Raw genomic sequence first — 21,152 nt, forward strand, 5'->3', positions numbered from 1 at the left:
TAAAAAAACTATAAATAAAAAAAAGGAGAAGATGTATGAAACACAAACACAAACGTCTATGGGCACTATTCATGGCTGTTTTGATGTTAATGAGCACCATGGCATCAGGACTTGTCTATGCGTCTCCCGTGGAAGATCTTCCCGCTGATTCACAGGCGGAAAGCACTTTGCCGGAAGATGATGCAGAAACGCCAGAAGTACCCGAAGCTTCGTCGGAAGAGGCAACAGAGCCTTCTAACGAGACAGAAGTCCCTACAAGTGCAGTGACAGATGAGCCGTCCGGCGAAACGACTGCGCAGGAACCCTCTTCGGCAACAGGCGAAGCTGAGCAACCGGAGAGTACCGAGTCTTTGGAGATTGAGAACGTGGAAGGTTTGGAAAATCCGGACCTGAGCGCAGCTCCGGCCAACGGCGATGTGGATTATGTCCATATCATCACCGATGAGTACATCGAAGTAGGTTTTACGAAAAATGTTACCATCACGGGAAAAGAAGACTTTACCGTGAAGATCGGCGATAAAGAGGTCGATTTCTCTTACCAGGCATATTTCAACAACATGGCGACGTTAAAGCTGGCGGAGCCGTTGAAGGATGCGGAGAATACCAGTAACCTTTCTGTAACGGTCGTAGATGCGGCCCAGACGGAAACGGCGACCTACGAGCCTTTCTACACCATCAAAAATCAGGGTACAAAGTCCAAGATTTGGGTATATGGAAATGATAACTCCGATACGGATGCTACTTACGGAACTGCCAGAGACGCTGAATACGTGATTCAGTACTGTGCGGAAGGCATTAATAAGATGGTAGGCCGTTCGGATTTCCTGACCCTGGCCGCTTCCAACAGCAACTTGAGAGTTGTAGTAGTCGGCGCGGATCAGAGCGTATACAGCGTGCCTGAATACCGTCACCTGTACAATGCGGATGACGCGGCTACCCGTGTGACCATCCCTGGAACGAGAGAGCTTCCGCTCATCGTTACGACTGCAGAAGACGTGATGCGTGTAAAGAGCGCGAACGATAATACTTTCCGAATGGTTTATGATTTTGCGAAGCTGTTCTGGGAACTGGGCGTTGTAGACGGCTGGCCGGATTTCGCCCTCAGCCTTTATGACGACGAGGATACCTACAATTATGTAGCTCATCTGGAAGAGGCCTACAATGCGGCCAAAGCAGCCAATCTGTGGCCGGGCACCAAGATGATGGAGAGCCTGGAAGAGTACTTTGCTTATGCGACCATGGTGTGGTATGAGACCTTACCGGAGTCGTCCAATGGAACCTGGCAGCGGGAAGCATTCCCGGTCAACACCCGTGCGGAACTGTCTGAGTACGACGAGCTGCTGTACGGCACGTTAGTTGAGATTTACGGCGAATTCGAATTCTTCTCCGGATATCGTGAGCAGAACACCAGCACAAAGGATTCTGAGCTGGCCCAAAACTTCCCTTGGTATAAGCACAGCCAGGTGGATAACTACGGCATCGATGGAAAGGCATATGCTCCTCTTCATGTGGTAGAGACCAACCTGATTTCGGCAAACCAGATCGAATTGGTATTTAACCGTGAGATCCGGGATCTGGATGCTCTGCGTCTGGATGCGGACTGGTCGATCGAGTGGACCGATAAAGATGGAAACACCACTACTTACACGAAAGATCAGATTACCCGTCAGTTCTATCAGTGGAAGACTTTGACGCTGCAGGTTCGCGGAGCCAAGTGGTACGATGGCTTTATCGGAACTGACGTAAAGGGCTTCACTGAGGCGGAAGTAGCTCCGGAAAATCGGGCAAATAAGCCTTGGTTTGACAATGGATATGCCCGTTCTTCGAATCCGACTAGAGATGGAAAGATTGCCGTTGGTCCGGAAACTTACGCAAAATATAAGGATACGGACAGCCGTTTAGTAGAAGCGGATCCGATCACCGTAACCGCTAGTCCGAGCGCACTGGAAAAAGGTGCCTATGTCAGCGTAAACGAGGGTACCCTGGCTGGAAGCATTAACGGAAGCCTGAAGGTCAGCGTTGGCGGCGATGACGTAAAAGACTGGGCAGACAACGCACTGGGAGCAAAGACCTATAACGTGGTATTTAAGCCTTGGCTGGGCCAGGTTATGAGAAGCCCGATCGGCGGCGTCTATGTATACGGCGATAACTTTGTAAAGAAATCCTCCTTGGAAGTAGCTTGTAACTATATCGACATGATCCTTTCCAACCCGACGGATCAGCTGGGTCAGCGTCTCTGCGACGGCTTGGTTTATGCCGGCGGCGGACTGGAGATCATGAGCTACAAACATCACGCTTACATGATGCCTGGAAAGAGAAACACCTACGGCGCTCAGAACCATCACTATCTGTACGTAGAAGGCTTTGGCGGCGGTGTAGCTCAGACTACAGAATTTAACGTACTGCGTGACTACACCTTTACCAGATATGACAATGAATTCATCCTGGGTCATGAGTTTGGCCACAGCATCGACCTGACCGGTATGCCTTACTTTACCGATCTGAGCTATGAGCTGCTTGAGACCTATCGGCAGCAGGTAACGGAAAAAGATCTGTGGAACAATGGCGGAGCTTCTTATGCCGGAAGCAACAAGGAAGAATATTTCGCTTCCCTGAGCAATATCTGGCACGGAACTATGCGTGAGTCTACCGACGGCTCCAACAACGGCACTTGGCTTTCCATCAATACGAGAGAAGAGCTGTACCGTTATGACCGCGGCGGATACGACTTCATGAAGAAGGTATATTATAACCCTGAGAAGGGAACGGGCCTGACCGGAACCCTGGAAGATGGAAGAGATCTTGCACATCCGGATTATGCTGACGATGAGATCATCAAGTGGGGCTGCACCTTCCCGGCTACCTTGCTGAATGACGATACGCATACTTATAAGTGGATTTCCTGGTCCACGGCGAACCAGTGGGATGTCAACGACGATCATACACCGGGAAGCGGAATCCGTTATGGTGAGCATCCCAATGCGATGAAGGGTTATACGATCAATTATCATCCTTACCTGAAGTTTAGTTCGGAAGAACCGACTACGATCGGCGCGATGGATATCGTTCTGACCAGTGAGGATAAGATGGTAGAAGGCCTTACCTTTAAGGTTGTCGGCAAAGACTTCGAGCAGACCTATGAGACCGACAAAGATGGCAAGATTTACGTGAAGGGACTTGCTGCAGGCGAATATACCGTTTCTGAAGTGGCCAATGAAAAGAGTGCTCGTTACGCACTGCCGGCTAGTCAGACCGTAACAGTGAAAGATGGCGAGACCGTCTCCGTTGCATTCGAGAATAAGCTGCTCCGCGGCGGATTTAAGCTGGTACTTGTGGACGGAAACGGAAAAGCGATCTCCGGCGCGAAGTTTGAATTGTACACGGCTGGCGGAGACCTGCTGAAACAGTTCACGGTTGGCAAAGATGGCATCTACACCATCGCAGACCTGCTGTACGGCGATTACTATCTGAAGGAAGTGGAAGCTGCGGGCTATTCCTTCAATAAGGATAAGACCTACTCCTTCTCCGTAAAAGAGAATGGAACCATTACCGAGATCAAGGTAGTGAACCAGGTAATCGGCGGAGGAACGACAAACAAACCGGGAACGAGCGGAACTCCGAAGACGGGCGATACCTCGAACCTGGCTATGTGGCTGGTACTCCTCGGCGTTTGCGCTGCTGGAGCGGGCGGAACGTATTATGTGAAGAAACGTACCGCGAAGAAATAAAGAAGAGTAAATTTTTTGGGGAGCCGTCACACTGGGAGCAATGCCAGGACGTGACGGCTCCGTCCTTGGAAAAATTTATTTGCAAACAGCGAGAAAAAGGGACGAACTTTTTGGAAAAGTCCTTGCATATTTTGTATCTTTATGATAGAATAAATCGCTGAAGAAAATCGGTGGTCCGCTGCCAACCCCATTGGTTATGAACATCGAAATATTAGGAGGAATCATGAACGAGATTATCAAGAAAATCGAAGCCGAACAGCTGCGTGAGGGCGCAGGAAATTTCCGTATCGGAGATACGGTCCGCGTACATGCCAAAATCAAAGAAGGCAACCGCGAGAGAATCCAGGTATTTGAGGGTACTGTGCTGAAGCGTCAGCATGGCGGCGCCCGCGAGACATTCACGGTGCGCAAGACTTCCAACGGCGTTGGCGTCGAGAAGACCTGGCCGGTACATTCTCCGGAAATCGAGAAAGTAGAAGTGGTTCGCAGAGGTAAAGTGAGAAGAGCGAAACTGAACTATCTGAGAGACCGCGTCGGCAAGGCTTCCAAGGTAAAAGAATTAGTGAAATAATGGAAAAAGGGACACATATGAAAATATGCTGTCCTTTTTCATCTTAATAAGAAAGATTGATTCGAATTTCGGAAAGATCGATCAAGCTTCCGGTAGAGAACAGGCAAAGAAAGCGGGGGGTTGCCGGTGGAAAAGAGAAGAAAAAAACAGATGGAAAACCAGGAGGGAAAGCGGCTCCATACGGTAACCGATTGGGTGGTCGATGTGATCGTCGTTGTTGTTCTGGCTGTTTTTTTTGTTCAAATGTTAGGTGAACAGATTCGGGTTGAGGGACATTCGATGGAGCCTGCATTGATGGCGGAAGACACGGTGCTGATTAACCGATTGTCCTACTCCTTCTTTTCTGTGGAACGTTTTGACGTGGTATTGTTTCAAAATCCGAAATCAGAAGAAAAAATTCACATGAAACGAGTGATTGGTCTTCCGGGAGAGACCGTGCAGATCAAGAACGGAAAGATTCAGGTCAACGGAAGCGCGCTGCCGGAGCGGGAGCTTCCGGAATATACCGTACCCGGCTTGGCAGAGAATCCAGTAACCCTGGGTGACGACGAATACTTCCTTCTGGGGGATAATGGCGATAGCAGTGAGGACAGCCGTTTTGCGATCATTGGAAATGTACACCGAGATCAAATTCTGGGAAAAGTTTGGTTCCGCATCGCGCCCTTCTCCAAATTGGGATTTATCAAGGATTAAATAGAATACGAGGTAATAAAATGAAGATACAGTGGTATCCCGGCCACATGACGAAAGCGAAGCGCACGATGGAGTCGGATATCAAATTGGTGGACCTGGTGATTGAGCTGGTGGATGCAAGAGTGCCGGCTTCCAGCCGGAATCCGGATATTGATCGACTGGCGCAGCATAAGGCGCGTCTGGTTCTTCTAAATAAATCGGACTTGGCGGATGAGTCCATAAACCGGCAGTGGGAAGCGTGGTTTGCTTCCCAAGGGATTTTAGCCGTACGCTTAAACGCGAAAAGCGGGACCGGCATGAAGGCGGTTCAAGGTGCGATCCAGGAAGCTTGCAAGGAAAAGATGGAGCGGGACCGGCGGCGTGGGATTTTGAATCGGCCGGTTCGGGCGATGGTAGTAGGAATTCCCAATGTAGGAAAATCTACATTTATCAATTCCCTTGCGCGGAAAGCCGCGGCGAAAACAGGAAATAAGCCAGGTGTGACCAAAGGAAACCAGTGGATTCGTCTGAATAAGAATGTGGAGCTTTTAGATACGCCGGGAATTTTGTGGCCTCGGTTTGAGGATGAAACCATAGGCGTCCATCTGGCTTTGATTGGATCGGTGAACGACGAAATTTTGAATCTAGAAGAGTTGGCGTTTGAAGGAATTCAGATATTACAAAAGATCTATCCTGGCACTTTGAAAGAACGTTACGGTGTAGAAGAAGGGGAGGCTCCCTATAAAATTCTTACATCGATTGCTCAGGTGAGAAACTGCATACAAAAAGGCGGGGAAGCGGATACGGATAAAGCGGTTCGTCTATTTCTCGACGATTTGCGAAGCGGCCGCCTGGGAGGGATCAGTCTGGAGAGACCGTAGGAGGCGATGGGGAGGCAGTGATAAGACGCAGAAGAGAAGAACGCCCGGAAAGGGCGGAAAAACGGGAGTATCCCGGATTTGTAGAAGATTTGCTGAATACAGCCATTGCTTTTTTGCTGGTTTCGGCCGCCGCAGTCCTGATTTTATTGTTTATCGGGCGGGCGGCCATTGTTAACGGCGATTCCATGCAGCCGATGCTCCATGACGGAGACATGTTGATTGTACAAAAGATTGCTTACCATCATCCAAAACGGTTTGATATTGTTGTTTTTGACTCTCTCGATGGACGCGGAACGCTTTTTATCAAGCGTGTGATCGGCCTGCCTGGAGAGACGATACAGATTCAGGATGGCGAGATAACCATTGATGGAGAGATACTGGAAGAAGACTACGGGCTGGAGCCGATAAAGAATGCAGGGATTGCCTCGGATCCTATTTCTTTGGGAGAAGAAGAGTATTTTGTTCTCGGTGATAATCGTAACAACAGTGGAGACAGCCGCAGCGTTTCCGTGGGAGCAGTAAAACAGGAACAGATCGAGGGAAAGGCGCTATTCCGTTTTTGGCCCCTTGGGGACAGTGGCCTGTTGAAACACCAATAAGGAGAGGCTATGCCAAAAAAACTAGAACCAGAGCAGGAACATTTGCGTTTGGAGCAGATGAAGGTTTATGAAAGACAGTATGAAGATTCCGCTTTTGTCTGCGGCATCGACGAAGCAGGGCGGGGGCCGCTGGCGGGGCCGGTGGTAGCCGCTGCGGTGATTCTGCCAAGGGAGGCGGAGATTTTCTATCTGAATGATTCCAAAAAGGTGACGGAACGCCGGAGAGAACTGCTTTTTGATGAGATTCAGGAAAAAGCCATTGCTTTTGGCATTGGTATTGTCAGTCCGGAGGAAATTGATGAGATCAATATTCTTCAGGCTACCTATGCGGCGATGCGTCAGGCAGTTTCCGGGCTTTCGGTGCAGCCGGCGGTGCTGTTAAACGATGCGGTGACGATCCCAGGAATTGAATTGCCCCAGGTACCGATTATCAAAGGGGACGCCAAAAGCGTGTCCATTGCGGCGGCCAGTATTTTGGCAAAAGTAACCAGGGACCGCATGATGCGTCAGTACGACGCAATTTATCCGGAATATGGTTTTGCCGGTCACAAAGGCTATGGAACGGCGGCCCATATCGCTGCGATTCGCGAGTATGGCCCCTGCCCGATTCACCGAAGAAGCTTTATCCATAATTTTGTGTAAATAAAATTTTGGCAGCGGGAAGCATATTTTGTCGGATACGGAGGCAGGCGGATGAACCAAAGAGAGGTGGGCGGCCGTTTTGAAGAACAAGCGGCCGCCTATTTGCAAGAACAGGGAATACAGATATTGGAACGAAACTTCCGCTGCCGCATTGGAGAGATTGATTTGGTCGCGAAAGAAGGCGAATATTTTCTATTTGTTGAGGTAAAATACCGCGGCAGTAGTAGATTTGGACGGCCGGAGGAAGCGGTAAACCCACGCAAACAAAAGAAGATTTGTCAGGTGGCTCAGGCGTATTTGCAGCGCCATGGACTTCCAGAGGAGACTTACTGCCGTTTTGATGTGGTTGCGGTGGATGGCAGAGGCCAGCTCACCTATTTTCGAAATGCATTTGGAGGGATTTGAATTTGGCTTGGAATATGATAGAACAAGAAAAAGAGGGCGTGACATATTTGACATTTCCGATGCTAGAGCGAACCGGGTTGGTCACCCATGCTTTTTCCACAAGAAAGGGCGGCGTCAGCAAGGGGATTTTTGCCACCATGAATTTTGCCGTGGGACGTGGGGACGATCCGGCGTGTGTGCAGGAAAATTACCGACGCATGGCAAAGGCGCTTGGGGTTGCGCCGGAACAGATGGTTTTGTCTCAGCAGACCCATACGACCAACCTGCGGATCGTTACCAAGGCGGACGCGGGAAAAGGCGTCGTTCGGGAACGGGATTATACGGATATCGATGGGCTTTTGACCGATGAGCCAGGGATTATGCTGGTAACTTCCTATGCGGATTGCGTGCCGCTTTATTTTTTAGACCCGGTAAAAAAGGTGATTGCCTTGAGCCATTCTGGTTGGAGAGGTACCGTTTCCCGGATGGGAGCGGTGACGGTGGAAGCGATGCAGCGTTCCTTTGGTTCCAATCCGGAACAAATTCTAGCATGTATCGGGCCTAGTATCTGTCAGGATTGCTATGAAGTCAGCGAAGATGTGGCGGAGGCATTCCGGGCAGCGTTTCCTGAAAAAGACTGGCCGGAGATTTTAAAATCAAAGCCGGAATCCAAGTATCAGCTGGATTTGTGGGCGGCGAATCAAAAGATTTTGTTATCCGCCGGAATTCGGGAAGATCATCTGGTTTCTTCGGGGATTTGTACTTGCTGCCATTCGGATTTCTTGTTTTCCCATCGGGCGACGCAGGGAAAGCGGGGAAATCTGGGCGCATTTTTGATGCTGAATCCCTGAACCCCGCTTTCTGGCACCGCTTTAGGCGTTTTTACATTGTTTTAGATGTTCCAGATAGATATTACGAATTCCTTTGCATTCACCCAGGCCTTTTAGATGGCAGACCACCTCATAACCGGCGGCTTCAAACTGGGAACGCCAGGAATCCTTGTCGTCGCTTGCCATGTCATTGTTGGCATGATCGCCGGCTACCAGCATAAAAGGAACGAGGTGAACCCGGCGGACCGAAGCTTCTTGCAGACGGCGGAAGATATGTTCCAGAGAAGGGTAAGCTTCCACCGTTCCCATATAGGCGCGGGGGTAACCGAGGTCTTTTAGTGTGTAATCCAGCGCGGCATAGACGGCATTGGCATGGTGGGTGGTGCCATGTCCCATAAATACGATGGCTTCATCCTCCGGTAAATCAGAGTATTCCTCCATCAGAGCTTTTAAAACCGAGACATGATCTTCTGTGGTAGTAAGCAGCGGATCTCCAAAGCGAATTGTAGAAAAGACGGATTTTTTTGCCAGGATTTCCTGCTTCATTTGATCGTTTTCGATTCCATTGATGATATGAGTGGGTTGAACAATCAGATCGGTAATACCGTCTTTTTCCATCTGCTCTAAAGCTTCCGGAACCGTATGGATGATCAATTGATCCCTTTCCCGAAGTTTTCGAATAATCATTTTGCTTGTCCAAGCCCGATAGACCGTACAATTCGGGGAGGCCTGCCGTATCTCTTCTTCTAGTTTTTCAATGGTCTTTTTTCTGGTATCCGGATAGCTGGTACCAAAACTGACCACAAGGATCGCCTGTTTCATCTGATTGTCCTCCGTATTCCCCTATTTCTTGAAGATACTTTAACAAAGTGTAACATGATGAGGAGAACTGTGTCAATGTTTTCCATAAGATTTTAGAGTCTTCTTGGTTTTTGCACCGGACGTCTTTTTTTCGAATAGAATAAAGGAAAGAATCAATGGTTCAAAGAAGGTGAGTTCATGCAGGAGGCATTTCGCACCGTCCACGTGGATGCAGCTCATCGGGCTGGATTAAGCGGGGCCGGCGTCGGAGTCGCCATTTTGGATACAGGAATCTTTCCCCATCGGGATTTTGAAAATCGAATCGACGCATTTCAAGATATGCTTCATCTCTGGACAGAGCCCTATGACGACAATGGGCACGGCACCCATGTAGCGGGCGTGATCGGCGGTTGTGGCCGGATGTCTATGGGGCAATATATGGGAATCGCTCCGGGATGCCGGTTAATTAGTATCAAGGTACTAGATTCCAAGGGAAATGGGAGTTTATCCCATATGATGATGGGATTAAACTGGATTTTAGAGAATCAAAAGCAATATAATATTCGGATCGTCAATATCTCGATTGGAACAAAGACCAAAGGAGATGCCGGAGAAGAATCCCCTTTGGTACAGAATGTTAACAGGCTCTGGGATGCAGGGCTTGTTGTCGTTGTGGCAGCTGGAAATAATGGACCTGGGGAAGGAACGGTAACGACTCCAGGCATTAGCCGAAAGGTAATCACAGTCGGCTCTTCGGATGATGGCCGCAGTGTAGAAATTCATGGAAACCGAATGCAGAATTATTCGGGAAGAGGGCCAACGGCAGAATGTATTTTAAAACCGGAAGTGATTGCCCCAGGTTCTCATATCATCTCTTGTAATGTATGTCAATCTCCCCGCGCCAGATATTATACGATGAAAAGTGGAACCTCTATGTCTACTCCGATTGTGTCGGGTGCAGTTGCCTTACTTTTGGAAAAATATCCTTACATGACGAATGTTGATGTAAAGTTAGCTTTGCGGGAGAGTTGTCGGAAGACAGGCGCTCCCGTAACAAAGGAAGGGTGGGGGCTTTTGGATATCCGGCGCCTTTTGCTTTAAAAGATTTTTTCGGAATGGATTGAAAAGTCAAAGATAGTTTGATAGAATAAAAGAAAGTATAAATAAAGGATTTTACAGCAGAAAAGAGAGGCCGATATGTGTGGAAGATATTTTTTTACTTATGAGGCGGCACAGGAAGCATTGGAGTTAACGGACCTATTAGATACGAGAAGCCAGGCGGTGGGAGAGGGAGACGTGCATCCGACAGACATGGCTTGGGTAATCTGTGCGGATGCAAAAAAGCAAGGACTTGTGTTGGCTTCCATGCGTTGGGGATTTCCAGGCAGACAGTCCTGTACTATTTTTAATGCACGGGCAGAAAGTGTGATGGAAAAGAACCTGTTTCGTGACAGTGTGTTGTTCCGCCGCTGTGTGATTCCAGCAGGAGGCTTTTATGAATGGAATTCAAGGAAGGAAAAGGTCAGCTTCACAGGACGGGAAAAGAAAATTCTCTATATGGCCGGTTTTTACCGCTGTTTTGAGGACGTCAATTGTTTTGTGATCATTACAACAGAAGCCAATGAATCGATGAGGGCGGTTCATGACCGGATGCCTTTGATTTTAGAAAAAGAGGCTGTGAAGGACTGGATTTTTAAAACAGATCAGGCGGAGGATTTTCTGGCGCAAGTTCCTCCCAGCCTATCCTCCTATCAAGAATATGAACAGCAAAAATTTGAATGGATTTGAAGATTTCGGAAAGGGTGTGACTATCTGCCGCACCCTTTCCCTATGATCTGCTATTTGGTATATGTGGACAAGACAAATGAATTGTGTTACGATAACATTATCTTTCATTGGCAAGGGCAAACGCGGTCAGAAAAATGCGCTCTTGTCAACAGAAGGCAACAACAAATGGGGGACCATAGAATGAAAAAATCATGGTGGAAAGTTCCTTTGTATTGTATGGCAGCCAGTTTCCTGTGCTACGTACTGACCGTTCGTATTTTGGGCCAATTTACGTTGACGACACTCCCAGATGGAACGATTACCGTAGATAATACTCGGTGGATGATTCTGTCAAGCTTATTATTTCTTGCAGTCATCGTGGTTGGCGGCATTTTTGTTTTCAGCAAAATGACGCGCAAGGAGCTCTTTTATTCCGCCTCCGTTTTGGTTGCGGCAAATGCCTTATTTGGCCTGATCTCTTATAAAGAGCAAGGTATGTTTGCCGTTTATTGGAGTATACTTTCCGAATGGAATGGTTTTGTCGCAGATTTACTGGCTCGTATCAATCTGAATCTATGGGTAAGCGCCGTTATTATTTGGGCATTACCTTATCTATTTATTCTTTTTGGAAAAAAGGACGTGCAAAAGTAAGATGGATCATACGGGAATAAAGCGGCTTGTCATAGAAGAAATCTGTTGTTTGGCGCAACAATGTAATGTTAGAAAAGTGATTTTATTTGGCTCAAGGGCAAGGGGAGATTACAAGCGAGCCAGTGATATTGACCTGGCTGTGAGCGGAGGGGACATTTTTCGCTTTTCGCTGGAAGTAGACGAGAAAACTTCGACCCCTTTAAAATATGATATTGTAAATCTGGACGGGAACGTACAAAGAGAATTGTTAGAATCGATTGAGACAGAAGGAAAGGTTTTATATGAAAAAATTTGATCATTATGTTTCTAATTTGCGTGTGCTGGAACGGGCGGATAAAGAAGTATTGGATAATAGTAGGACGAATTCTAAAAGACTATATTCCAGAGTATAGAAGGCTGGAACTACAGTTAATAGAAAAATATGGAGAACTATTAAAAACAATATAGGAAGTTCCATTCCTATCGAAAAGGAGGCCGGCACAGTGTTGCTAGCCTTCTTTTTTATTCACTATCCTTTATTTTTCTGATATATCAAATACAGTCCTCTTAGCAGCAAGTTTTCATCTAAATGAATGTTATGGCGGCAATGGGAGGTAATCGAGGCGGCCAGCCCGCCGGTAGCGACGACGGTAACAGCCTCCCCTAATTCCTGTTCGATGCGGTCGATCAGCCCGTCCAGCATAGCGGCGTTTCCCAGGATGATACCGCTTTTGATGCAGTCCACCGTGTTGGTACCGATAACTTTTCCAGGAGATTCAAAGGGAATTCTCGGCAGCTGGGAAGTGGTCTGTATCAAAGCGTCCAGAGCCACCTGAGCTCCCGGAGCAATAATCGTTCCTAGATAAGCCGGCCCTTTTCCCACGATGGAAAGTGTGGTAGCAGTTCCCATGTCAATGATCACTTGAGGAAGCGGATATCCCATGGCGCCTGCAACCGCGTCGACGATCAGATCGCTTCCCACCTTGGCAGGGTCGTCCATACGGATGGCCAGGCCGGTTTTGATTCCGGGGCCGATAAGGAGGGCGGGTTTGCCGATAATTTTTTGAAGAGCCCGATTCACGGTGGCGGATACCGGAGGCACCACGGAGGAGAGAATGCTTCCCTTTAGCTGTTTTGGGGAAATCTCATGAAGCTCTAAAACGGTCCGGATTGCGATAGCATATTCCAGGTCCGTTTTTCGGGGATCAGAAGAGAACCGTTCGACAAAATAAATTCTTTCTTGGTCAACGACTCCGACTACAATATTGCTATTTCCAATGTCAACTGCTAAAATCATGGGTTCCTCCTAGCACGAACCGTCTGTACGGTTTTTCATATAGATTCGGTACAGGCCTTTTAGGGGCAGCATCTCGTCGTATTGGATTTTGTGGGTGCAATAAGGGATCACAGCTTTGGCCAGATCACCGGTCGCCAGAGCGAACAGCGATTTTCCCAGTTCCTGTTCCATACGGTCGATCATTCCGTCCAACATGGCGGAACTTCCGTACACAATCCCACATTTCATGGAATCTACTGTATTTTTTGCAATGGCTTTTTCCGGCGCATCAAAAGAAATTCTGGGAAGCTGCGCGGTGCGTTTTACAAGAGAATCAAGAGCAATCCCGGCGCCAGGCAGGATCGATCCGCCCAGATATGCGCCGCTTTCATCGATCACAGAAAGCGTGGTGGCGGTTCCCATATCGATCAAAAGCAAAGGGAGAGGATATTCCGCCACGGCTGCCACGGCGTTTACCACCATATCGCTGCCAAGTTGAGCGGGATTATCGATCTTGATCGGAAGCCCGGTTTTGACTCCGGGGCCGACCACAAGAGCAGGTTTGCCAATGATTTTGGTCAAGGCCCGATTTACCACGGCAGTCAACGGAGGCACCACCGAAGAGATAATGCTGCCGGTCAATGGATGCGAAGGAATCTCATACAATTCCAAAATCGTTCGGAATGCAATGGCATACTCCAAATCTGTCTTTTTCACGTCGGTAGAAATATGCTCGACAAAATGCGTTCCCGTTTTACTGACCGTTCCCACCGTAATCACGGTATTTCCGATGTCAATGGTTAAAATCATACGAAATAAGCCTCCTTGCCTCGTAGACAATTCCTGAAAAATATGCTACACTGATAAATCGATATGGCATATTGAACTCGATTATATCACAAACTGTTTTCATAGTAAAGGAGGCCCTTATGTTGCAGAATAAAAATATCATTCTCGGCGTTTCCAGCAGCATTGCCTGCTATAAAAGCGCCGGCTTGGCCCGCACTTTGATCAAGCAAGGGGCAAATGTCCAGGTGATTATGACTCAGAATGCGACGCAGTTTATCACTCCTTTGACCTTTGAACAGTTGACCGGAAGGAAGTGTCTCGTCGATACGTTTGACCGGAACTTTGAGATCAAGGTGGAACACGTGTCTCTGGCCCAGTGGGCCGACGTCTGCCTGATTGCTCCGGCATCGGCCAATGTGTTGGCCAAGATGGCTCACGGTATCGCCGACGATATGCTGACGACGACCGTGTTGGCCTGCGACTGTCCCAAGTTTGCCGCGCCAGCTATGAACACCCGGATGTACGAGAATCCAGCGACGAAGGAAAATTTGGAAACTTTGCGCCGCTATGGTTTTACTTTGATTGAGCCGGAGGAAGGACTCTTAGCCTGCGGAGATGTGGGCAAGGGGAAGATGGCGGATGAGGAAGTGATATTGGATATCTTGGAGGCAGGAATCGGAGCGGTGAAGGATTTGGCAGGGAAGCGGGTTTTGGTCACTGCGGGACCGACCAGAGAGGCGCTGGACCCGGTACGGTTTTTGTCCAATCACTCTACCGGCAAGATGGGGTATGCCCTTGCCAAAGCCGCAATGCAGCGGGGGGCAAAGGTTACTTTAGTGACAGGAAAAACAGAAACGCCCAAGCCGCGGTTTGTAGATGTGGTTGAGGCGGTGTCCGCCAAGGAGATGTTTGATGCAGTGATGAGCCGGGCGGCGGATATGGACATTTTGATTATGGCAGCCGCAGTAGCCGATTATCGGCCGCAAAACATCGCGGCAGAGAAGATAAAGAAGATGGATGGAAATGCGACGCTGGCGCTGGAGAGGACGGATGATATTTTGGCCGCCGCCGGTGCGGCCCGCCGTTCTGGTCAGTTCCTTTGCGGTTTTTCCATGGAGACTGAGCATATGCTGGAAAATTCCAGAAAGAAGCTGGAAAAAAAGAAGATTGACATGATTGTCGCCAATAATCTGCGGCAAGAGGGCGCCGGATTTGGTGTGGACACCAATATTGTAACGTTGATTACGAAAGATTCGGAGACCGCCTTGCCTATGATGACAAAAGAACAGGTGGCAATGAAGATTTTGGACGCCATTGTAGAGAGAGGAAACGAGTAACAGGAGGAGCTTTTTGTGGCAGAGTTAGCAGAAGAGATAAAGAAACGCCGGACATTTGCGATTATATCCCATCCGGATGCCGGAAAAACGACATTGACAGAGAAATTTTTGCTTTATGGCGGAGCGATCAACCTGGCCGGTTCGGTAAAGGGAAAAAAGACGGCCAGACACGCGGTTTCCGACTGGATGGAAATTGAAAAAGAGAGAGGAATTTCCGTTACCTCGTCGGTGCTTCAGTTTCACTATGACGATTACTGCATTAATATTTTGGATACGCCGGGACACCAGGACTTTTCCGAGGACACATACCGAACTTTGATGGCGGCGGATTCTGCAGTCATGGTAGTGGATGGCTCAAAAGGCGTGGAGGCGCAGACCATCAAGTTGTTTAAGGTTTGTATGCTGCGCCACATTCCGATCTTTACTTTTATCAATAAGATGGACCGGGAAGCCAAAGATCCCTTTGAATTGATGGAAGATATCGAAAATGTGCTCGGCATCGAGACCTGCCCCATCAACTGGCCCATTGGATCCGGTAAATCTTTTAAGGGCGTTTACGAGAGAGATATCAAGAAAATCACCACTTTTACCGCCGAGGGAGCGGGACAGCGGGAGATTGAGACAAGACATTTGGACCCGGAAAGCGAGGCAGCGCAAAGTGAGATAGGCGCTTTGGCGTTAAATCAGCTAAAGGATGAGATTGAGCTGTTGGATGGGGCCGGCCAGGAACTGGACATGGAAATGGTATTGGCAGGTAAGCTGAGTCCAGTGTTTTTTGGTTCCGCATTGACCAATTTTGGCGTGGAAACTTTCTTAAAGCACTTTCTCAATATGACGCTGCCGCCGACGCCGCGGGTAGCGGATCAGGGAATCATCGATCCGGTGAAAGAACCGTTTTCGGCTTTTGTATTTAAAATCCAGGCGAACATGAATAAGGCACACCGGGATCGCGTTGCCTTTATGCGGATTTGTTCTGGAAAATATGAGTCGGGTATGGAGGTTAATCACATTCAGGGAGGAAAGAAGATTCGTCTTTCCCAGTCGACTCAGATGATGGCTCAGGAGAGAACCATTGTGGAGGAAGCTTATGCGGGGGACATTATCGGCGTTTTTGACCCCGGTATTTTTTCTATTGGGGATACCCTTTGCACTGGCCCAGAGAAATTTGCTTTTGAAGGGATTCCGACTTTTGCACCGGAGCACTTTGCCAGGGTGCGCCAAGTGGATACCATGAAGCGAAAGCAGTTTATCAAAGGGATTTCTCAGATTGCCCAGGAAGGCGCAATCCAGATTTTTCAGGAGTTTAACACCGGCATGGAGGAGATCATCGTTGGGGTGGTCGGCGTTTTGCAGTTTGACGTGCTGATGTATCGCCTGGAAAACGAGTACAACGTAGAAGCAAAGCTGGAACAGCTTCCCTATGAATATATCCGCTGGATCGAAAATGCGGAGATTGATGTGGAAAAGATTCAGGGTACCTCCGATATGAAACGAATTAAGGATTTAAAGGGACGTCCGCTCCTTCTTTTTGTCAACAGTTGGAGTGTGGGGATGGTTCAGGACCGGAATCCGGGCTTAGAGCTTTCGGAATTTGGTCGATAGTATTTTCGTTTCTAGGGAAAAGCCAGAGCAAGAACGCCGCCGGATCGAGACGCTTGCCCTGGCTTTTTGACATCTGAACATCTATAAGAAATTCATGGTTTTTAAAATTTTGCATGGAGAATATGCGATGGTTCGAAAATGGCAGGAAGGCGATTTAAACCGGGTGGCGGAGATTTGGCTGGATACGAATAGAAAAGCGCATAATTTTATTTCTCCCCAATATTGGAACGATCACTTTGAAACAGTAAAAGAAATGTTTTTGCAGGCGGAGATCTATGTTTATGAGGAGGAAGAGGAGCATCAAATAGAAGGTTTTATAGGAATGGATGCGGACTATGTGGCAGGCATTTTTGTTTTGGAGGAAGCGCAAGGCAGGGGACTTGGAAAAGCGTTGCTGGATTTTATAAAAGAGCGCAGGAGGCAAATCTACTTGAACGTATATCAGAAGAATATGCGGGCGGTAAAATTCTATCAAAGGGAAGGATTCCATATTCAAGCGGAATCCGTGGATGAGAATACCGGAGAAAAGGAATATCAGATGATATGGACGCAGGAGGCAGGACGATGATTCGAATTGCGACAGAACAAGATGCGGAACAATTACGGGAAATATACGCGTATTATGTCAAGAACACGGCAATTACTTTTGAATACGAAGTGCCGTCTGTGGATGAGTTTCGGACTCGAATTTGCAAAACGCTGGAACGGTATCCATACCTTGTAGCAGAGCGAGAGAACATCCCTGTCGGTTATGCGTACGCCGGCGCTTTTAAGGAGAGAAAAGCATATGACTGGTCGGTGGAAACCACCATCTATGTTGCAAAAGACGTAAGGAAGAGTGGGGTTGGCAGAGAGTTATATGCCGCGTTGGAAAACGCCTTGGCTTACCAAAATATCATTAACTTGAACGCCTGCATTGCTTCTCCGATCGTTGAGGATGAATACCTTACTGCAAACAGTATCCAATACCACGAACATTTCGGATACAAAGTTGTGGGAGAGTTTCATAAATGTGGATATAAATTTGGCAGATGGTATAACATGGTCTGGATGGAGAAGTGCATTGCAGAACATCCAGATCATCCGCTTCCCATGATACCCTTTGCCAGAATTCGTGACAAATTTGCGGAACAATACAAGGAGATGACAAAATGAAGATAGACATAGAAAAATGGCTTAGGGATTATACCGACGCAGTAAAAAGGGAGTTCCAAAACCGTGTTTGGTTTATTGGATTGCAAGGCAGCTATGGCAGAGGCGAGGCTACGGAGAACAGCGATATCGACGTGGTGTTGATATTGGATACGGTTTCCTTTGACGATTTGACTGTATACAGCGGATTGCTTGACAAATTGTCAAACCGGGACAAAGTCTGTGGATTTGTCTCTGGGAAAAGAGAGATCGAATCATGGGACAAAGCGGATTTATTTCAGTTTTGCCATGACGCAGTGCCTGTTTACGGTTCCTTGGACGAGTTGCTACAAACCGTAGGGGAGGAGGATATCAAGCGAGCCATTCATACAGGCGCCTGCAATCTTTACCATGCCTGTGTACACAATGCGGTTCATGAAAAGAGCGGTGAGATGCTGGGTGAGTTCTATAAAGCGGCGGCTTTTTTGCTTCAGGCGATTGCTTATCTACAAAGAGGCGTATTTGAGCGAAAACAGGAAAATCTGCCGGCAATTTTAATGCCAGAAGAACGGGCTATATGGGAAGCGCGATGGAAACTGAAAAAAGAAAGCCAGGTTTCGGAGGTTCGGTTTGCGGAGCTATCGGAGTTGTTGATAGATTGGACGGCCAAGTGGATTGTGGAAGATCAGAGGGAAGCGAACGGGGAACGGAAACTTATTTTTGAAAAAGAAAGCAGAGAGGGATTACAATGAATCGTGTGATTAGACCATGGCAGATCGAAGACGCGGAGGAGCTGGCCGAGGCGCTTAGCAATAAAAATGTTCAGGATCATTTGCGGGATGGGCTCCCATATCCTTATACGAAAGCGGACGCTGAGTGGTATATCCATGAAATGCAAAGCGCCGATCCTAAAAGTACCTTTGCTTTTGCGATTACTTCAGCTGATCAGGTGGTTGGCAGCATCGGTGTATTTCGGCAGAATAATATCCATTTCCGGACGGCGGAAATGGGGTATTATATTGCCGAACCTTATTGGAATAAAGGGTTAGCCACAAAAGCAGTGGGTGAAATTTGTAAGTATGTATTTGAGCAGACCGATATCATTCGTATTTTTGCCGAACCATTTTCTTACAACACGGCATCCTGCCGGGTCCTTGAAAAAAATGGTTTTCAATATGAAGGGACGCTTCGAAGCAATGCGGTAAAAAACGGAAAGGTATTGGATATGAAACTGTATGCTTTGGTGAAAGATGGAGATTGATGGGAGTATTTTCTGGAGGGAAGCTTGTGAATAAACGAGAAGAGATGATAAAACGATGGTTTGATATGTGGCTTTGTAAGACGGATATGGGAATCTGTGATATATTTTTGGATGAAGCAATCTATATCGAAAGCTGGGGGCCAGAATATCATGGCGTTTCTAAAATTAAGTGGTGGTTTGAAGAGTGGAACACACGAGGGACGGTTCGTCTGTGGGAGATTAAACAGTTTTTTCATAAAGAAAATCAAACCATCGTAGAATGGCGCTTTGAAGATGCGCTAAATAATGGGGAGATCGAAGCGTTTGACGGAATGTCTCTGATCCAATGGACGGATGATGATAAAATTCGCTTTCTGAAAGAATTTGGTTGCAATAAGAATCGATATGACCCTTATAAAAATGGAACAACGCCATGTTTCAAAGAGGAAAGGGCAAGGTGGTTTTAGAAAGAAGGAAGAGGATATTTCTCGCCGAAGAAGGTGGACGATATTGATCGATTCATTTAAAATACAGGGATTTGTGTGAAAAAGATGAGATAAATCATTGCACTCCTCCTAAAAAATCGTTATAATATGGGAAACCTGTCAGGAAGGGGGAAGCGGGATGAATGCATGGGCGGTCAGTCCGGACAAAGAGAGAAGGAGAGTGTTGACGGAAAAGTTGGAGAACCTCCACATATGCAGCGCGATTTCTTTGGCTCCAGAGGAACTGGAGGCGCAGCTTGCACAGGGCGGCCCATATCCGGATTTGATTTTATGGGATGCAGAGCAGGATGGAGCGGAAAATATCGCCCGGATACGAAAATCCATGCAAGGGATGCAGACCGGAATCCTTGCTTTTGCTGCCTGGGAGAGCAGGGATATGCTGCGGAAAACTCTTCGCGCTGGGGCTAGCGACACCTTCTTTTGGCCACCAGAGGATTATGAGCTGGAAAAGGCAGTTCGCAATGGAACCAGACAGGCTTTGGCAGATCGGGAGACCAGACGCGTTCTGGAAGAGATACAGAAAGAGCAAGAAGAGCTTTTGGAAGTGAAGACCGAGAAAATCCTTTTTACCATGATTTCAACGGAAAATGATTTGAAAGAGCTCCATTGGCGGTTTTGTATGTTAAATCAAGGAAGAAGCCGGATTCGCCGGTGCCGGATCGGCATCATTCCCGCCGCTCATTTGAAACTGGATACGGGCCAAGGTGGGGATGGCATTTCTTCTGCTTCTTTGACAAAACGAATCAAACAGCTGATGAAAGACAGCGGACAGGGAGTGGCGATTACAGGGATACGCAGTTCCGGGGAACTGTCTCTTTGGTTTTGGGGCGACGAGGGAGAGGCGGAGAAGATGTGCCATACCTTGGTGGAAACCATAGAAAAGGAGATGGGGTTAGCGCTCCATATTGGGTTAGGAGATAATCTTCCTTTTCCTATGCAGGTAAGAGACAGCGCCAGACAGGCCCGGTATAATGCCAAGGCATATAACGTACTGGAACAGGGAAGCCAGGTCCATTTGGAAGGGACGGCGCGCTGGCAGCTTTTGCCGGTAAATCTGCTTCAGCAGGAAGAACGGATGTATGCGGCGGTCTTGTCCAGAAATTCCCAGTGCATCAAAACCAGGGCACAGGATTTTTGTCAGTTGATTTTAAAGAGCGATTATCTTTCCATTCGGCAGTTGGAGAGAATCCGTCTCTTTTACCATGCCATGCGAACCAACTGGGTAGAAAAATGCAGGAGAAAATATGCCAAGGCGGATTATTTTTCTTCCCCTGTTTACCGGTTTGACCTGCCCTTTGACAAGGCCGGAAATTTTTCGGCGGAAAAAATGTTTCAAGATTTGACGGCGGATATGGAGGAAGTGAAAGGCTTCATCTGCGAATTGGAAGATCAGGAGAGGCGGGAGGAACGGTTCGTAGGACAGATTGCGGACTATATTTCGCTCTATTATACCAAAGATATTTCTCAAAAAGAGTTGGCGGATATGTTCTTTATCAGCCCCGGCCATCTTTGCCGGGTTTTTCGAAAACAATACCATATGGGAATGGTCGAATATGTCAATCGGCTGCGGGTAGAAAAAGCGAAGGATTTATTGGGGGACGCCTCCTTATCTTTAGCGGATGTATCGGAGCTGGTAGGATTCCACGACTCCAAATATTTTTCCCGCGTCTTTAAAAATTTTTGCCACTGTTCTCCCGGGCAATATAAGAAACAGATGCTTTCTATATAAAAAACGCTTTCAGGATAAGAAAATCGTCCACTTGTTT

At 47.7% G+C, this 21,152-nt stretch carries 23 protein-coding genes; 20 read left to right on the forward strand and 3 right to left on the reverse strand.

What is annotated here, in order from left to right; translation table 11 throughout:
* Positions 1–35 precede the first annotated feature (35 nt).
* From ACCC71_RS06930 to pgeF, 8 genes are all read left to right on the forward strand, one after another.
* Positions 36–3,728, forward strand: coding sequence for a SpaA isopeptide-forming pilin-related protein (locus ACCC71_RS06930; RefSeq protein ID WP_434311692.1), 3,693 nt, complete (start codon positions 36–38; stop codon positions 3,726–3,728).
* A gap of 223 nt (positions 3,729–3,951) precedes the next feature.
* On the forward strand, positions 3,952–4,299 hold the full coding sequence (gene rplS / locus ACCC71_RS06935) for a 50S ribosomal protein L19 (RefSeq protein WP_434311693.1): 348 nt from the start codon (positions 3,952–3,954) through the stop codon (positions 4,297–4,299).
* A gap of 126 nt (positions 4,300–4,425) precedes the next feature.
* Complete coding sequence (gene lepB, locus ACCC71_RS06940) at positions 4,426–4,992, forward strand: signal peptidase I (RefSeq protein ID WP_434311694.1); 567 nt, start codon at positions 4,426–4,428, stop codon at positions 4,990–4,992.
* A 20-nt stretch (positions 4,993–5,012) separates the two neighbouring features.
* Positions 5,013–5,852: a ribosome biogenesis GTPase YlqF gene (ylqF, locus tag ACCC71_RS06945; RefSeq protein WP_434311695.1), complete on the forward strand. Its 840-nt coding sequence runs from the start codon at positions 5,013–5,015 to the stop codon at positions 5,850–5,852.
* Between the two features lie 17 nt (positions 5,853–5,869).
* On the forward strand, positions 5,870–6,451 hold the full coding sequence (lepB, locus tag ACCC71_RS06950) for a signal peptidase I (RefSeq protein ID WP_434311696.1): 582 nt from the start codon (positions 5,870–5,872) through the stop codon (positions 6,449–6,451).
* 9 nt (positions 6,452–6,460) lie between these two features.
* Positions 6,461–7,093, forward strand: coding sequence for a ribonuclease HII (locus ACCC71_RS06955; RefSeq protein WP_434311697.1), 633 nt, complete (start codon positions 6,461–6,463; stop codon positions 7,091–7,093).
* A 51-nt stretch (positions 7,094–7,144) separates the two neighbouring features.
* Positions 7,145–7,498 (forward strand): YraN family protein, encoded by a 354-nt coding sequence (locus ACCC71_RS06960; protein ID WP_434311698.1) that lies wholly within the window; start codon positions 7,145–7,147, stop codon positions 7,496–7,498.
* A gap of 14 nt (positions 7,499–7,512) precedes the next feature.
* Positions 7,513–8,328, forward strand: coding sequence for a peptidoglycan editing factor PgeF (gene pgeF / locus ACCC71_RS06965; protein WP_434311819.1), 816 nt, complete (start codon positions 7,513–7,515; stop codon positions 8,326–8,328).
* A 21-nt stretch (positions 8,329–8,349) separates the two neighbouring features.
* Here pgeF and ACCC71_RS06970 read toward each other — a convergent pair whose 3' ends face one another.
* A complete protein-coding gene (locus tag ACCC71_RS06970) occupies positions 8,350–9,129 on the reverse strand; it encodes a sirohydrochlorin cobaltochelatase (protein WP_434311699.1) in 780 nt (259 codons plus the stop codon).
* A gap of 177 nt (positions 9,130–9,306) precedes the next feature.
* Between ACCC71_RS06970 and ACCC71_RS06975 the strand changes: the two genes are divergently transcribed.
* The 4 genes from ACCC71_RS06975 (at position 9,307) to ACCC71_RS06990 (ending at position 11,821) form a co-directional block, all read left to right on the forward strand.
* The gene (locus ACCC71_RS06975; protein ID WP_434311700.1) at positions 9,307–10,209 is read left to right on the forward strand and encodes a S8 family peptidase; all 903 of its coding nucleotides are present in this window, start codon (positions 9,307–9,309) and stop codon (positions 10,207–10,209) included.
* Between the two features lie 96 nt (positions 10,210–10,305).
* Entirely contained in the window at positions 10,306–10,896 is a 591-nt protein-coding gene (locus tag ACCC71_RS06980; protein WP_434311701.1) for an SOS response-associated peptidase, read from the forward strand.
* A 180-nt stretch (positions 10,897–11,076) separates the two neighbouring features.
* On the forward strand, positions 11,077–11,526 hold the full coding sequence (locus ACCC71_RS06985) for a hypothetical protein (protein WP_434311702.1): 450 nt from the start codon (positions 11,077–11,079) through the stop codon (positions 11,524–11,526).
* Between the two features lies 1 nt (position 11,527).
* Positions 11,528–11,821, forward strand: coding sequence for a nucleotidyltransferase family protein (locus ACCC71_RS06990; RefSeq protein WP_434311703.1), 294 nt, complete (start codon positions 11,528–11,530; stop codon positions 11,819–11,821).
* 213 nt (positions 11,822–12,034) lie between these two features.
* Here ACCC71_RS06990 and ACCC71_RS06995 read toward each other — a convergent pair whose 3' ends face one another.
* Both ACCC71_RS06995 and ACCC71_RS07000 read right to left on the reverse strand, forming a co-directional pair.
* Positions 12,035–12,802 (reverse strand): type III pantothenate kinase, encoded by a 768-nt coding sequence (locus tag ACCC71_RS06995; protein WP_434311704.1) that lies wholly within the window; start codon positions 12,800–12,802, stop codon positions 12,035–12,037.
* Positions 12,803–12,811: 9 nt separating this feature from the next.
* Positions 12,812–13,591: a type III pantothenate kinase gene (locus ACCC71_RS07000; protein WP_434311705.1), complete on the reverse strand. Its 780-nt coding sequence runs from the start codon at positions 13,589–13,591 to the stop codon at positions 12,812–12,814.
* 119 nt (positions 13,592–13,710) lie between these two features.
* On the opposite strand from ACCC71_RS07000, the gene coaBC reads away from it, so the two are divergent.
* The 8 genes from coaBC to ACCC71_RS07040 all read left to right on the forward strand — a co-directional run bounded on the left by coaBC (position 13,711) and on the right by ACCC71_RS07040 (position 21,115).
* On the forward strand, positions 13,711–14,907 hold the full coding sequence (coaBC, locus tag ACCC71_RS07005) for a bifunctional phosphopantothenoylcysteine decarboxylase/phosphopantothenate--cysteine ligase CoaBC (protein ID WP_434311706.1): 1,197 nt from the start codon (positions 13,711–13,713) through the stop codon (positions 14,905–14,907).
* 15 nt (positions 14,908–14,922) lie between these two features.
* Positions 14,923–16,509, forward strand: coding sequence for a peptide chain release factor 3 (locus ACCC71_RS07010; RefSeq protein ID WP_434311707.1), 1,587 nt, complete (start codon positions 14,923–14,925; stop codon positions 16,507–16,509).
* Between the two features lie 127 nt (positions 16,510–16,636).
* Positions 16,637–17,077 (forward strand): N-acetyltransferase, encoded by a 441-nt coding sequence (locus ACCC71_RS07015; RefSeq protein WP_434311708.1) that lies wholly within the window; start codon positions 16,637–16,639, stop codon positions 17,075–17,077.
* Positions 17,074–17,664, forward strand: a complete 591-nt coding sequence (locus ACCC71_RS07020) for a GNAT family N-acetyltransferase (RefSeq protein WP_434311709.1) — start codon at positions 17,074–17,076, stop codon at positions 17,662–17,664. The genes ACCC71_RS07015 and ACCC71_RS07020 overlap by 4 nt, the downstream gene beginning before the upstream one ends.
* Complete coding sequence (locus ACCC71_RS07025; RefSeq protein ID WP_434311710.1) at positions 17,661–18,392, forward strand: nucleotidyltransferase domain-containing protein; 732 nt, start codon at positions 17,661–17,663, stop codon at positions 18,390–18,392. Before ACCC71_RS07020 ends, ACCC71_RS07025 begins: the two co-directional genes overlap by 4 nt.
* A complete protein-coding gene (locus ACCC71_RS07030; RefSeq protein WP_434311711.1) occupies positions 18,389–18,901 on the forward strand; it encodes a GNAT family N-acetyltransferase in 513 nt (170 codons plus the stop codon). The genes ACCC71_RS07025 and ACCC71_RS07030 overlap by 4 nt, the downstream gene beginning before the upstream one ends.
* Positions 18,902–18,927: 26 nt before the next feature.
* Positions 18,928–19,347 (forward strand): nuclear transport factor 2 family protein, encoded by a 420-nt coding sequence (locus tag ACCC71_RS07035; protein WP_434311712.1) that lies wholly within the window; start codon positions 18,928–18,930, stop codon positions 19,345–19,347.
* 157 nt (positions 19,348–19,504) lie between these two features.
* Positions 19,505–21,115, forward strand: coding sequence for a helix-turn-helix domain-containing protein (locus tag ACCC71_RS07040; RefSeq protein WP_434311713.1), 1,611 nt, complete (start codon positions 19,505–19,507; stop codon positions 21,113–21,115).
* Positions 21,116–21,152 lie beyond the last annotated feature (37 nt).

The organism is Hominifimenecus sp. rT4P-3 (assembly GCF_051055405.1).
Lineage (GTDB): Bacteria > Bacillota > Clostridia > Lachnospirales > Lachnospiraceae > Pseudolachnospira.